At 63.2% G+C, this 11,228-nt stretch carries 13 protein-coding genes and 1 pseudogene; 2 read left to right on the forward strand and 12 right to left on the reverse strand.

Going from position 1 to position 11,228, the window contains the following annotated elements; translation table 11 throughout:
- Positions 1 to 51: 51 nt before the first annotated feature.
- Complete coding sequence (locus YY7_RS52650) at positions 52 to 1,284, forward strand: tyrosine-type recombinase/integrase (protein ID WP_051396889.1); 1,233 nt, start codon at positions 52 to 54, stop codon at positions 1,282 to 1,284.
- Between the two features lie 208 nt (positions 1,285 to 1,492).
- Here the strand turns inward: YY7_RS52650 and YY7_RS63375 are convergent, their stop codons facing one another.
- The 12 genes from YY7_RS63375 to YY7_RS0125315 all read right to left on the reverse strand — a co-directional run bounded on the left by YY7_RS63375 (position 1,493) and on the right by YY7_RS0125315 (position 10,768).
- Positions 1,493 to 1,957, reverse strand: coding sequence for a group II intron maturase-specific domain-containing protein (locus YY7_RS63375; RefSeq protein ID WP_245287382.1), 465 nt, complete (start codon positions 1,955 to 1,957; stop codon positions 1,493 to 1,495).
- Entirely contained in the window at positions 1,957 to 2,538 is a 582-nt protein-coding gene (locus tag YY7_RS63380; RefSeq protein WP_245287383.1) for a reverse transcriptase domain-containing protein, read from the reverse strand. The genes YY7_RS63375 and YY7_RS63380 overlap by 1 nt, the downstream gene beginning before the upstream one ends.
- 99 nt (positions 2,539 to 2,637) lie before the next feature.
- Complete coding sequence (locus tag YY7_RS63385) at positions 2,638 to 2,817, reverse strand: hypothetical protein (RefSeq protein ID WP_245287384.1); 180 nt, start codon at positions 2,815 to 2,817, stop codon at positions 2,638 to 2,640.
- Between the two features lie 729 nt (positions 2,818 to 3,546).
- A complete protein-coding gene (locus tag YY7_RS63390) occupies positions 3,547 to 3,645 on the reverse strand; it encodes a hypothetical protein (protein WP_245287385.1) in 99 nt (32 codons plus the stop codon).
- 82 nt (positions 3,646 to 3,727) lie between these two features.
- A complete protein-coding gene (locus YY7_RS63395; RefSeq protein WP_051396891.1) occupies positions 3,728 to 4,684 on the reverse strand; it encodes a hypothetical protein in 957 nt (318 codons plus the stop codon).
- Positions 4,685 to 4,928: 244 nt separating this feature from the next.
- Positions 4,929 to 5,093: a hypothetical protein gene (locus YY7_RS60635; protein ID WP_155255310.1), complete on the reverse strand. Its 165-nt coding sequence runs from the start codon at positions 5,091 to 5,093 to the stop codon at positions 4,929 to 4,931.
- Positions 5,094 to 5,154: 61 nt separating this feature from the next.
- Entirely contained in the window at positions 5,155 to 5,400 is a 246-nt protein-coding gene (locus tag YY7_RS0125270; protein WP_028165680.1) for a hypothetical protein, read from the reverse strand.
- Between the two features lie 228 nt (positions 5,401 to 5,628).
- Positions 5,629 to 6,720 carry a YihY/virulence factor BrkB family protein gene (locus tag YY7_RS52665; protein WP_080663829.1) on the reverse strand — a complete coding sequence of 364 codons (1,092 nt, stop codon included), beginning with the start codon at positions 6,718 to 6,720 and terminating at the stop codon, positions 5,629 to 5,631.
- Positions 6,707 to 7,741, reverse strand: a complete 1,035-nt coding sequence (locus YY7_RS0125280; protein WP_028165681.1) for a DUF3618 domain-containing protein — start codon at positions 7,739 to 7,741, stop codon at positions 6,707 to 6,709. The genes YY7_RS52665 and YY7_RS0125280 overlap by 14 nt, the downstream gene beginning before the upstream one ends.
- Positions 7,719 to 8,135: a phage holin family protein gene (locus tag YY7_RS0125285; RefSeq protein WP_028165682.1), complete on the reverse strand. Its 417-nt coding sequence runs from the start codon at positions 8,133 to 8,135 to the stop codon at positions 7,719 to 7,721. The genes YY7_RS0125280 and YY7_RS0125285 overlap by 23 nt, the downstream gene beginning before the upstream one ends.
- Positions 8,132 to 8,485 (reverse strand): hypothetical protein, encoded by a 354-nt coding sequence (locus YY7_RS52670; RefSeq protein WP_051396892.1) that lies wholly within the window; start codon positions 8,483 to 8,485, stop codon positions 8,132 to 8,134. The genes YY7_RS0125285 and YY7_RS52670 overlap by 4 nt, the downstream gene beginning before the upstream one ends.
- A gap of 1,530 nt (positions 8,486 to 10,015) precedes the next feature.
- A complete protein-coding gene (locus tag YY7_RS0125315) occupies positions 10,016 to 10,768 on the reverse strand; it encodes a hypothetical protein (protein WP_028165683.1) in 753 nt (250 codons plus the stop codon).
- Positions 10,769 to 11,006: 238 nt separating this feature from the next.
- Here YY7_RS0125315 and YY7_RS0125320 point away from each other — a divergent pair.
- Positions 11,007 to 11,228: pseudogene (locus tag YY7_RS0125320) on the forward strand (IS110 family transposase); the annotation flags it as partial.

Consider the following 11,228-nt stretch of genomic DNA (forward strand, 5'->3'; position numbering starts at 1 on the left):
ACCGTAGCTTGGGACCGTAGGTTCGGAGGATGGTTTTGATCGGAGGAACACATGGCTGGAAAGCTGAAGCCGCTCGACGTCGAACGCGAAACGAAGCCCGGCAAGTATGCCGACGGCGACGGACTCTACCTGATCGTCACCGGCCCCGCGGCGAAGAGCTGGTCCTATCGTTATTGGAAGGACGGCAAGGAGCGGTGGCACGGCCTGGGTTCCTTCAAGGACATATCCCTCAAAAACGCTCGCCTCGCACGCGACGCAGCTCGCCTGCGCGTGAAGGGGGATCGCAACACCGCTGGTGTAGACATCGTGCAGGAACGCCGTGAGGCCCGCCAAGAGGCGAAGGCGGCAGAAGCGCAGAACGCGGCGCCGACATTCGAGGAGTGCGCCGAGGTCTATATCCGCGCGCAATGGTCGACCTGGAGCGAGAAGCACCGCGACCAATGGCCCTCCTCGCTTAAGCGCTACGCCTACCCCACTATCGGGAAGCTGACGATCGCGGAGATCAAGCCGAGCCACATCCACGAATTGCTCGAGCCCATCTGGGTGACCAAGCGCGAGACCGCCAACCGGGTGCGCGGCCGAATCGAGACGATCATCGCCAAGAACGCGAACATCGACGATCCCGATTTCCGCAATCCAGCCGAGCTGACCAAGCAGCTCCGCGAAAAGCTTCCGAAGCGGCCCAAGCGCGTCATTCGTCACCATCCGGCCCTGCCCTATGCCGATGCGGCGCAGTTTATGAGCGAGCTCCGCACGGCCGAGGCGCGCGCCGCGGTGGCGCTGCGCTTTCTGATCTTCACCGTGTGCCGCACGAACGAAATCGTCGGCGCCAAATGGTCTGAGATCGATCGGACCTTTCCAACCGGTCCGGTCTGGAGGATCCCCGGCGAGCGGATGAAGATGGACCAGGACCACTGCGTCCCGCTCTCTCAGCCGGCGCTCGATGTGCTCGACGAGCTCAGCAAAGGCCAGCAGAGCGAGCTGATCTTCACCAATCCGGATGGCCAGGAGTTTTCCGAGAACGCGATGCTCGCGGTCCTCGATCGCATGGGCTACGGGCACGTCACCGTGCACGGCTTCCGCGCGACGTTCGCGACCTGGGCCGAGGAATGCACAGACTACCCGGACGGCGTGCGCGAAGCGGCTCTGGCGCACAAATACAAAAGCGAGACGACCGCCGCGTACCAGCGCGGCGCTAAGCTCGAGAAACGGCGGGCGCTCATGAGCGACTGGGCTAACTTCATTCGCGCGCCATCGAAGGTTATCCAGCTGGCGCGCGGTTAGTGTACTCATAGAACCGGTCGCGTGACGTACAGAAGCGATGTCCGCTCTGTTCCTAAAGCGACGCGGTTACCGCACGGCAGCGAAATGACGCGAAGGTAGAGTCGAGGACGGGCGCGGTGGCTTGGGGCCGATGGCCAACACTCCGTTTCCCGTCCCCGCTCATCGAACTGGACGTGCCGATTTCCGGCATCCAGCTCTCCGACCAGTTTCATCGCGAGGCATTCGACGTGGCAATCCGGGGCAGGCGTTCGAGGCGCAGCAGGCCGCATTCTCCGTGGACAACTTCAAGAGAGAACCGCCGTGTGCCACGCCCTGCCACCTTGTGCCGTCTGGCAAGGAAGTCTCGTACGCGCTCATAGACATAGTGGTCGACAGCCCGGTAGGCCGAACTCCGCGTTCCGAAGCTGAAGTAGTTTGACCAACCGAGCAGTGACCTGTTCAGTGTGTCGCGCACTTCATCCCACGGATCGACGTTGCTGGGCACCAGCAGTCGCCGGACCTCCGTCTTGAGCCGTTGGATACTCTTCTTGGACGGGCTCGCGCTCAGATACCGCTTACCGTTTGCCTTGAAGCGATGCGGTCCAAACGAGTAGCCCAGGAAGTCGAAGCGTTCTTGTCGAGCATTCCTCACAGAGGTTTTAGCCTCGTTGAGCGTGAGCCCGAGTTTGGTCATCACCGCCTTCGTCCACGCCAGAGCCTCAGTCGCGTATCCGCAGCTGAGGATGACGAAGTCGTCGGCGTACGCGACAACGTCCGCACGGAACGCTTCCCACACCCCGTCAGCCGCCAATGCTTCAGGAACCGATTCATATAGATGTTGGCAAGCAGTGGGCTCGCAACGCCACCTTGCGGCGTGCCGCGAGTGTTGCTCTTGCCTCCACTGATGCGCCGGGTCCCATTGCCTTCATCCCGTTCTTCGATCGGCGCTTTGAGCCACAGCTTGATCAGCCGCAGCACGTGCCGATCGACGATCCGACGCGCCACCGACTTCATAAGGTCGGAATGCAGAATCGTATCGAAGTAGCGGGACAAATCAGCGTCGACCACGTCGGTGTAACCCCGACAGATGAGCCGGTGGACTTCCTTGACTGCGTCCACCGCCCCGCGCGCGGGACAATAGCCGTAGGCATTGTCCTCGAAGTCAGCCTCAAAGATCGGCTCCAACACCAGCTTGGCGGCGGTTTGAACCACCCGGTCGCGGATTGTCGGAATGCCGAGCGGACGCTCGCCTTCACCATTCGGCTTCGGGATCATCACCCGCCGCACCGGACTGGGCCGGTACGTCTTCGAGATCAATTCCTCGCGCAAACCCGCCAGCCACACCTAGGCCCGACGTTTCAATCGCCGCGAAGGTCACTCCGTCCACCCCCGGCGCCCCGCGTTGCCGCGAGCCAGCACATAGGCATGGCGCAAGATGTCTTCTCGGCAGATCTTGTCGTAAAGCACGTAGAAGCGAAAGGCGGGCTCCACCTTAGCCTTGCAATAGAGCTTTCTCTGAAGGATCCGGATCTTTTCAGGCGTTGCCAGGCTCATCGCCAATCACCTTCACCTCACCATCGTCAAAAGCGCACCAGAAGTCAGGGTCCTTTGCTCCGCCGTCATTACACGGCATCAGCGCTCCTACGACCCTGTCCGACTCCCGCTGTGACCGCCGCCTGTTGCGACGTTGAGGCCGCTACCCTCGCCATCAACGGGTCTCCCCCGATTACTCGAACCACCCTTCCGACGTGCCGTGCCTACTACCCCGGCGGATTAGGCGGGTGCACATGTCGATTGCTTCCCCGCTTATGCAGCCTTTCCCAATTGGCCGGAGGGTCGGCATCCGCATTGTCACTTTCGAGGCCTGCTCAGGCTTTACTCACGTTACGGCCCGCCGGATCGCTCAGCCGCCCTACGGCGACCTTTTTCGCGAGGCTCCAACCCAGCCGGTTACCCGACCAAGCTGCTCGCTAGCTACCGGACCAATCGACAACTTTCCGGGTAGAATCCTCCTCTACTGATGGTTCGCGCCTTCGGGGCGCACGGCCAATAAGGGACGTCAATGACGAGCCGACAATTGATTAACCTATGCCCGTCAGTCCGATTTTCGCCGCTTGGACGATAGCGTCCGTGACTCGCAGGTTCTGCAATCCGTCGCGTCGGCTCACCCAAGGGGGCTTTGCCTCGCCGCTCGGATAGAAGCGTCATGCGGAGCGCGGGAGGCGCAGCCGGCCAACATCGGCTGACGATTTTTGCATCGGGTCCGAAGTTTCTGTGATTGGACTATTCGAGCGGCACGGTAAGTTTTTTGATTGTGGTCCCGGTGTCAGGACGGAAGCCACGCCACCACACAAACGCCTCCGCCGCCTGCTCGACCAGCATACCGACTCCGTCTGCAAGCCGCTTCACGCCGGCGTTCCGCGCCACCCGGAGGAATGGCGTAAGACCCTTTCCATATAGCAACTCATAGGCAAGGCAATCGTCGCCAAAGACCTCTGGGCTTATCGGCGGAAGCTCGCCGTGCAGGCTGGCAGAGGTTGCGTTCACGACTAGATCGAACCGGCCACGTGTTTTTGTCGCCGAGGTCCGAATAGCCGATCGCAGTAATCGGCCCATATTGCCTAAACTGACACCCAAGCTCTTCCGCCTTAGTTGCGGTGCGGTTTACTATGACCAGCTCCGCCGGCCCCTGCTCGAGGAACGGCAGCACAACGCCGCGTGCTGCGCCACCCGCGCCGAGCAGCGCCACCCGGCGCCCCTTCATCGAGCGGCCGAGATTGCGTGTGATATCGTTGGTAAGACCGACGCCGTCGAAGTTTTCTCCAGTCACCCGATCCACCTCGAACTTCATCGCGTTTACCGCACCACCGAGCCGGGCGCGCTCCTTAAGATCGGTGCAATACGCGAACGCATCCAGCTTGAACGGCTCGGCGATGTTGAGGCCTAAGCCGCCTTCGCGCCGAAACTTGTCCACCGCTTCGTTGAAGTCGCCGATAGGAGCCTCAATCGCGACGTAATCGATATTCTGCCCGGTTCCGGCAAACCAGCAAGTCTCATCCATTCGATCATCGAACCGTAACGATCGCACGCGATCCCACCCTTCGGCGAAGGACCTGATGAGGCGCTCATTTTCTTCCGGATCGCCTTGAAGTCCCGTGCAGCCGATGAATCTCGCGCGGGATACGAACGTTGCGGGCCACCGGTCACCAGCCTGAGGCCGCGTCACGCGCAGCATACCGCCCAGTCCGAACTCCGGTGCCAAGGGAAACATCAGTCGGCCGCTGGGAAGCAGGGCATCGATCCAAGCCCAGCTCGGAGTGGTGGCCGCCGCGCAGACGTATACGGCGTCGGCCTTAGGCAGTTCGCGGCCGATGCTGGACCCAGTGTGCACCACGACCTGGCTGTAGGTTGTGCCGTGCACGTTCGGCTAGCCGTACCGCGTCATGGAGCTGGAGCAAGAATTCTATCGGGCGCTGGCCCATCGCGTACGCGAACTCGCCGGAAGAGGCGACCCGTTTACTAGACGCCGATTGCTGGCGCTGGCCGGCGATACGACGCCAAGGGCAGCAAGTCTTCACCGTTGGCCCGCTCCACCGAGCATCCGATGCGGCCGCTGCGCATCGTCCCGGACGGCGCTACCCGGATCGGGCGAGGCCTGAGGGAGCTCATCCCTTCCCGTCCTTGGCGGCTTGCGAGTCGTTGGCACGTCGTTCGTATTCCTCCGCCAACGCGTTGAGTCGCGCGGCGGCGCCGTCCGGATCGTTGATCGAGCCCGCTAGGCGGCGGCATCTTTGGGCCTCCGTCAGCAGTCGGGTTTTCTCGTCTTCCATGGCAACTCAAACCGCTCCTTTGGCCGGTTACGACGAGAGCCGCGCGCAGCCACAACGCCGCTCAACCGCCCTTCAGCGCGTCCTTGACCTCCCTCGCGGGCCAGCTCTCGCCGACGGGCATCGCGCGCACCTTCACGCCGCCGCCGAGCAGCGCATGAGAGGCGACCTCTTCCCCTGTTTCGACGACTGTCAGGTCCGTCTCGGGCTTCCAGTCCAGCGTGAGATCGAGATCGCCGGGAAAGATTTGCCACCGCGAGCCGTCCTCTAGCTCCACGATATGGCTCTCCGCGTGCGCGCGGATCTTCATCGGTACGCGGGCTCTGCGCGCGGCTGCTGCGGGAGCCGCTCCACCGTTCCGGACCGGCACAGCCGTCCTTCTTCACCATGTCCGCATCTGGCGCATCTCAGCCGCACGTCGTGTTGCGCATAGGGCGCTGTCGGCAGGCCCGCGGCCATCGGCCATGCGCCGCAGTTGGGGCATTTCACCAGCAGGGTATCCATTTCAATCATCGCGCCCGCTCCGGTAATTGCGGGATCAATCTCGGGCAGGCCCGATGGTGTCAGCCATCGTCGCTTGCCGAGTTCCAAGAGGCCTGGGCCGGCCCCTCGTTGTGTCTCGCGCTGTCTGATGCTCCATCTCGGCGTCGAGTTCGGCACCGACCAGGATCACGATGGCCGATAGCCAGATCCACATCATGAAGCCGATCACGGCGCCGAGCGATCCATAAGTCTTGTTGAAGCTCCCGAAATTCTCCGCGTACCAAGAGAAGAGAATCGAAGCGACGAGCCAACCGAGGGCCGCGAATGCGCTTCCCCAGGTGATCCAGCGCCACTTCGGCTTCTCGCGGGAGGCCCCGTATCGATAGACAAACGCCAGTCCCAGCGTGACCACGATGAACAAAGCGGGCCACCTGCAGACGCGCAGAAGCAATTCGGTCCGATCCAACAGGCCCAGATACTTGAACGCCGGCGGGAGCGCGAGCATCGCGCCGATCGCGATCAGCACGAACGCGATGCCTGCGGCCGTGAAGGCGAGCGAAATGGCATTGAGCTTGACGAAGCTGCGCTTCTCGCGTTCGGAGTACACGATGTTGAGGGTGTCGAAGATCGATTTGATGGCTGCGTTGGCGCTCCACAGCGAAACCGCCAGGCCGACGATGAACGTAAGGCCGAGCGTGCTGCCGCGCTGGGAAGCGACCCGCGTCAACTGATCACGGATGATGTCGATGGCGCCTCCCGGCAGCAGACCCGACAATTGCCCCAGCTGCACCGTCAGCGCGCCGGGATCCGCGAACAATCCGTAGACGGCGACGAGAGCGGCAATCGCCGGGAAGATCGCCAGCAGGGTGTAAAAGGTGATTCCGGCCGCCAGAGCGACGACGCGGTGCTCCGAGATGTTCTGATACACCCGGAGCAGAATGTCCTTCCAGCCCCGCGCCGGGATCTCTGAAGGCGTACTCGCTAGACGTCCGCGGCCTTCGTCGGTTCGCGGATGTCCGCTCTTGTTTTCGGCCAGTGTCGCCGAGAGTCGTCGCGGCCGAAAGCCAAGGGCGAGCAGTGTCAGCGTGACGGCGGCGGCCCACAAAGGCCGGTTGCCGTGGCTGCTCCTGCGCTCAGAGCGGCGCATTTTGGGGCGACCAGGGCTGCCCTCGCGTCTCACGCTCGGACGTCTCTGAGCGACGCACCGGTGTGGCCTCGCCGCCCTCTGCTTTCTGAGCTGCGCCTTCCGCCTGTTGGGACGCCTCGTTGACTGCCGCCGCGTCGAGCGCGCGCTTGCCGATCTTCTCGGCGCCCTCGATCTGCTCCGATGCCAAATCCTGCGCGCGGTCCTTGATGCTGTCGCTCGTCTCTCCCATGAGGCGATTTTCGGCTTCGGTCGCCGGCAGTAAGGCGCCGACCAGCGCGCCGACGGCGATCCCAAGCCCAGTCAGGAGCATCGGCTGTTCGCGGCAGAAATCGAGGAAGGTGCTGCCCGTCTGCAGCGTTCGTTGTCCTGCGGCTTTGGTTGATTCCGTCATCGAAGATGCCGTCCGCCGAGCTGTGTCCGCGACCGCGTCGTAGCCGGCCGCGGCGCTTTGCTGTACGGAATCCTTCGCGGACCGGGCCCTGTCCCGCACTGCCTCGGCTGCCTCGGAAGCGGTCTGCTGAGCAGAAGCGGACATCGAACCCGCCATGTCACGCAGCCGGTCTCCGGTCTGTGAAGCCGCCCGCTTGGCGTCCTCGGCGGTCGACCTCACGCTTTCGGTGGTGTCGCTTCCGACCCTGGAGGCCTTATCGCTCCATTCGGTGCCTTTATCCGCCGCAGACTTGCCGGCCCGATCGGCTGCATCACGCACGCTCTCGGCGGTATCGATGGCGGCGTCGCGAAGACGCTCGCCCCCGCGGCGCATGACCCCGTCTGTCAACCTGCCGCCGCCCAGCATCAGCCAAGCCAGGCTTGCTCCCATCAGGGCGAGCGGCATCGGATTGCGGACGGCCTGGTCTCTCAGATTGCGGGCGAATGCCAGGCCGGCGCCGTCGCTTACCCTATCTGCCAGTTGATCAAGGACGTGCCCGGGCGTCATGCAGGCGCGCAATTCGCCTAGCGTGCTCGCAATCTGCGCACGTGTCTGTTCGGCCTCTCGTTCAAGCTGCTCGGCGTGGCTCATGATCCTGACTCACTTGTTCCTTCGCCACCGAGGCGTCCCGTTGGAGCTGGTGGACGGTTTTGCTGGGCATGATGTTTTCGACCTTGAGGCGGCTGACGCCGACCAGAAGGAGGATAATTCCGACTATCAGCGCGATCCCGCCGACCAGCAGGGCCGACCAGTGGGAAGCCATGCCGTAGCGCTCGGCAAGCGCTGCAACGCCGGCCTGGAGCAGGATGACGAGGGCGGGTATCAGCAGCACCGCGCCGCCGACGATCAATCCGAGACCTCTGCCGATGCTGGCCATGTTCTCGGAGACCTCAGCGCGCGCAAGCTGCGCCTCCTTGCGGAGCAGCACCGTGAGCTGGGAGAACAGATCGCTGATGATCTCGGGGACCGAGCGTAGCTGTGTCATGACGTGTTTCCTCCGCGCTTGTTCTCTGCGGAGCTCTTGAGAAATCGCGAAACCGCAAATCCGGCCAGCACCGCGCCTCCGAAGACCGCCAATGGCTCCTTGCGACCGAGATCGTTGAAGGTGCCCATGAGGTCTTGCAGACTTCTGTTGCGCAGCGCGCCCGCCCCCTCTTCGAGGCGGGAAGCGGCCGCATGCACGAATTCGGCGGCCTTGGGCATTTGTTGCTGAAGTTCATCGGCGGCACCATGTACGGCGTGGGCCACTTGATCGAGCTGGTTCACGCCGGCCTGCTTTTGCCGCTCTGCTGCCTGTTCTGTTTTTTGTTCCGTCTGTGTGATCGTGTCTTGCATGGTCAAAAATTCCCTCGTGCGCCGCGGCCCTCGCCGGCGGTCGCATTGTCCCGTTACAACGCCCCGGAATCCAACATGATGGCGCGATCGATGTTCCTGGATAGAAAGGAGAACAGCGTAGGAATCGTACATAGCTCACGCTGGAAAGGCGCTGCCCGCAAAGCGCGATGTCGCTGCTTGGGTCGGCGCCCCGTGCTTCAGCCCTACCAGAGAATCCCGACTACAAACTCAGGGGACGAGCGGAGACCCTGGCGCGAGCTGACCGGAAACGCGACCGAGGCGTGCCTGTCGACGAGAAGCCGTTGGCGGTGGGCACCCGCGCCATCCGGTTTGACGTGAACCACTGTTCGAACCGCGCCCGGACCTTGCGCCGGTCGATCCGTGCCAAGTTGTTCGCTGCCTGGATGCCGATGAACCGGAGCCCGGATTCCTAGGCACTCCGGGCGCGCTCCATGACGATTACTGGGATGAGCAGATCGAACGAGCGGAGGGATCCGATCGGTCTGATCGCGACGCAGAGGCAGGTGATCGCGTGGAGCATCGGCGGCGTCGCGGAGAAGCAGCTGCGCCAAGGTTCCGGCCCGCGATGGCGCGAAGCTGCCCGACGGGCTAAAGTCGGCCGAGGTGCCTGCGAGCCTGGAGACGTGGCCAACCGGTGCGGAGCTACGAATAGGTGATGCTCGACGACAAGAACCTGCTGCTTGTGAGTCCTCGGGATGGAACCATCGACGGCGTCACCTCAACCGACGTCTCTAAAACGCCACTTCAGTTGCGGCTGCGGATGTTAGCCCGAGGCAAGGGAACGCAACCATGCCCGTCTGGAAATCGCCTTCTCCGCGAGCCGCTGCAGGGTCTCGACGCGGGTCGCGTCATCGGAGCGCTCCGCCCATCGAGGTACCCGTCGACGAGGATCTCTTCGATCTCCAGCGAAACCTTCCGTTCGAGGGCACCCGGGAGCTTGCGAAACCGACGGCCTCGTCGGCCATCCGATCGTCTCTTCGAGAAGCTCGCGAGTGCGGGCGGCGGCCGGTCCGGTGAGGCGCCGCTCGAGATCGGCAAGCTGCGCGGTCGTTCGAGCCTTCCCGCTTCGACCTGCGCCGGCGCTCCGTCGGCCTTCTTCCGGTCATGCTCGCGGTGATAGGCGCGACGCCGTTCCTTCCGCAGCGTAGCGACGTGGCCGAGCTCCTCCTTGACCATCGCCTCGAATTCCTTTTTGATTTCCGGGTCTCTGAGTAGGCCGCGAGATATGAGCAGAAGGCGAAGGCTCGCTCCTCGTTGCGCACCGCCATCGCGAGCGCGCGGTATGGCGTCATCAATCGCGAGGTCCACACTTCGGTCGCCGCTTCAGCGTCCAACGACATCGATCCTGGTGCCGTTGAGGAACTCATAGTGCAAATTGCCGATCGCGTAGACGTCGGAGCGGGCGATGCTGGAGCCGTCGTCCGGGCCGCTACGGGCCATAACGCGAAGGATCATCTTGGGGCGGACACATCGCCTTCCGTGGTCCGGCCTTCCGGCGGCCGCAGCTCTCTACGTCTTTCCGAGCTGAACCTGGCGATCGACGATAATCCAGACGGCACGGCCGACTGCGAGCAGGTTCTCCTCTTCACCAAACAGCGCCGCCTCGGCGATGAGACTCCGACCTTCGCTGCCGGTTTTCCAGGACGTCACCACGCATCGCTCGCCCGGACGCGGTGGCCCGTCGATGCGCACGGAAAGGCGCCCGAGCAAGATCGGCAAAACGTTGAAGTTCCCAGTTTCGGGGTCGTACTGGGATACGTAGCCGGTCGGACAATCCAGCGCGGACCATGCGAACTCAGGTGCAACCAGGCCATCAGCAGTGGCGAGAGAGGCGTCGGGCGTCCAAAGTACAGCAAAGGCCCCACTGCCGTGTTGTCTGACCAGTGGTCCGGCGAAAAGCCGTAGCCCGTCGCCTGGCGCCCGGTCAGGCCCGCAAACGAAGCACATCGGCAGTAGATGTTCGTGCGGCTTGACGGGAGTGCGCTTCTCAGCCTCCACCGCCTCGGCGTAGGTCGCCCTCTCAAGCCGGCTCAGGTCAAGCGTGACGGCCCGGCCGACTGCTATTGTTGCCGTGCCCTGGCGTAACTCCCATATCCCCGTCCCGACCTCGACGAGATCCAGCTCCGTCTCCAGGGGCGGTGGAGCGCGCAGTGTTACTTCCGCAGCACCGGCAATTTGGCGCGCAAGCATCCCACAGACATAGCCGCCGTTGCCCGAATTGGGCGGACCACGAAAGCGACGCGGGATCGTTATCGTCTCCATGCCATCCCCAAACGATACGACGGCATTGCATCCCGAAGGACGCCTCTTCGTTATCGGGCACGGTCTATTTATCCCAGACGTAGGTCGAGGCAGGCGCGCCGAAGGTTCAAGTCTAATCGGTTTTGCTTCAAGACCGTCGACGGGATATCCGATGGTCGGCTAATGGAATGGTCCGGCCGTGCTCCGGCCCTGCCAGTGCGAGAAGCTGGCAAGGGGCGCTCAAGACAAGGAGCACACCATGTCTCAGAAGCTCAACGCAGCGATCGCCGTGATCGGCATCGATATCGGCAAGAACTCGTTCCACCTCGTGGGTCATGATCACCGCGGTGCCATCGTGCTGCGACAGAAGTGGTCACGCGGCCAGGTGGAAACGCGGCTCGCCAACCTGCCGCCGTGCTTGATCGGGATGGAGGCTTGCGTCGGCGCGCATCATCTCAGCCGCAAGCTCCAAATGCTTGGC

The organism is Bradyrhizobium elkanii WSM2783, from assembly GCF_000472865.1.
Lineage (GTDB): Bacteria > Pseudomonadota > Alphaproteobacteria > Rhizobiales > Xanthobacteraceae > Bradyrhizobium > Bradyrhizobium elkanii_A.

Excerpts from the sequence above, each read along its gene's own strand:
- YY7_RS0125280 (WP_028165681.1), bottom strand. The coding sequence starts at position 7,741 with ATGAGCCACGCCGAGCAGCTTGAACGAGAGGCCGAACAGACACGTGCG.
- YY7_RS63375 (WP_245287382.1), bottom strand. The coding sequence starts at position 1,957 with ATGACCAAACTCGGGCTCACGCTCAACGAGGCTAAAACCTCTGTGAGG.
- YY7_RS63380 (WP_245287383.1), bottom strand. The coding sequence starts at position 2,538 with ATGATCCCGAAGCCGAATGGTGAAGGCGAGCGTCCGCTCGGCATTCCG.
- YY7_RS63390 (WP_245287385.1), bottom strand. The coding sequence starts at position 3,645 with ATGCTGGTCGAGCAGGCGGCGGAGGCGTTTGTGTGGTGGCGTGGCTTC.
- YY7_RS0125285 (WP_028165682.1), bottom strand. The coding sequence starts at position 8,135 with ATGACACAGCTACGCTCGGTCCCCGAGATCATCAGCGATCTGTTCTCC.
- YY7_RS0125315 (WP_028165683.1), bottom strand. The coding sequence starts at position 10,768 with ATGGAGACGATAACGATCCCGCGTCGCTTTCGTGGTCCGCCCAATTCG.
- YY7_RS52670 (WP_051396892.1), bottom strand. The coding sequence starts at position 8,485 with ATGCAAGACACGATCACACAGACGGAACAAAAAACAGAACAGGCAGCA.
- YY7_RS52665 (WP_080663829.1), bottom strand. The coding sequence starts at position 6,720 with ATGCGCCGCTCTGAGCGCAGGAGCAGCCACGGCAACCGGCCTTTGTGG.
- YY7_RS60635 (WP_155255310.1), bottom strand. The coding sequence starts at position 5,093 with ATGGAAGACGAGAAAACCCGACTGCTGACGGAGGCCCAAAGATGCCGC.
- YY7_RS0125270 (WP_028165680.1), bottom strand. The coding sequence starts at position 5,400 with ATGAAGATCCGCGCGCACGCGGAGAGCCATATCGTGGAGCTAGAGGAC.
- YY7_RS63385 (WP_245287384.1), bottom strand. The coding sequence starts at position 2,817 with ATGAGCCTGGCAACGCCTGAAAAGATCCGGATCCTTCAGAGAAAGCTC.
- YY7_RS52650 (WP_051396889.1), top strand. The coding sequence starts at position 52 with ATGGCTGGAAAGCTGAAGCCGCTCGACGTCGAACGCGAAACGAAGCCC.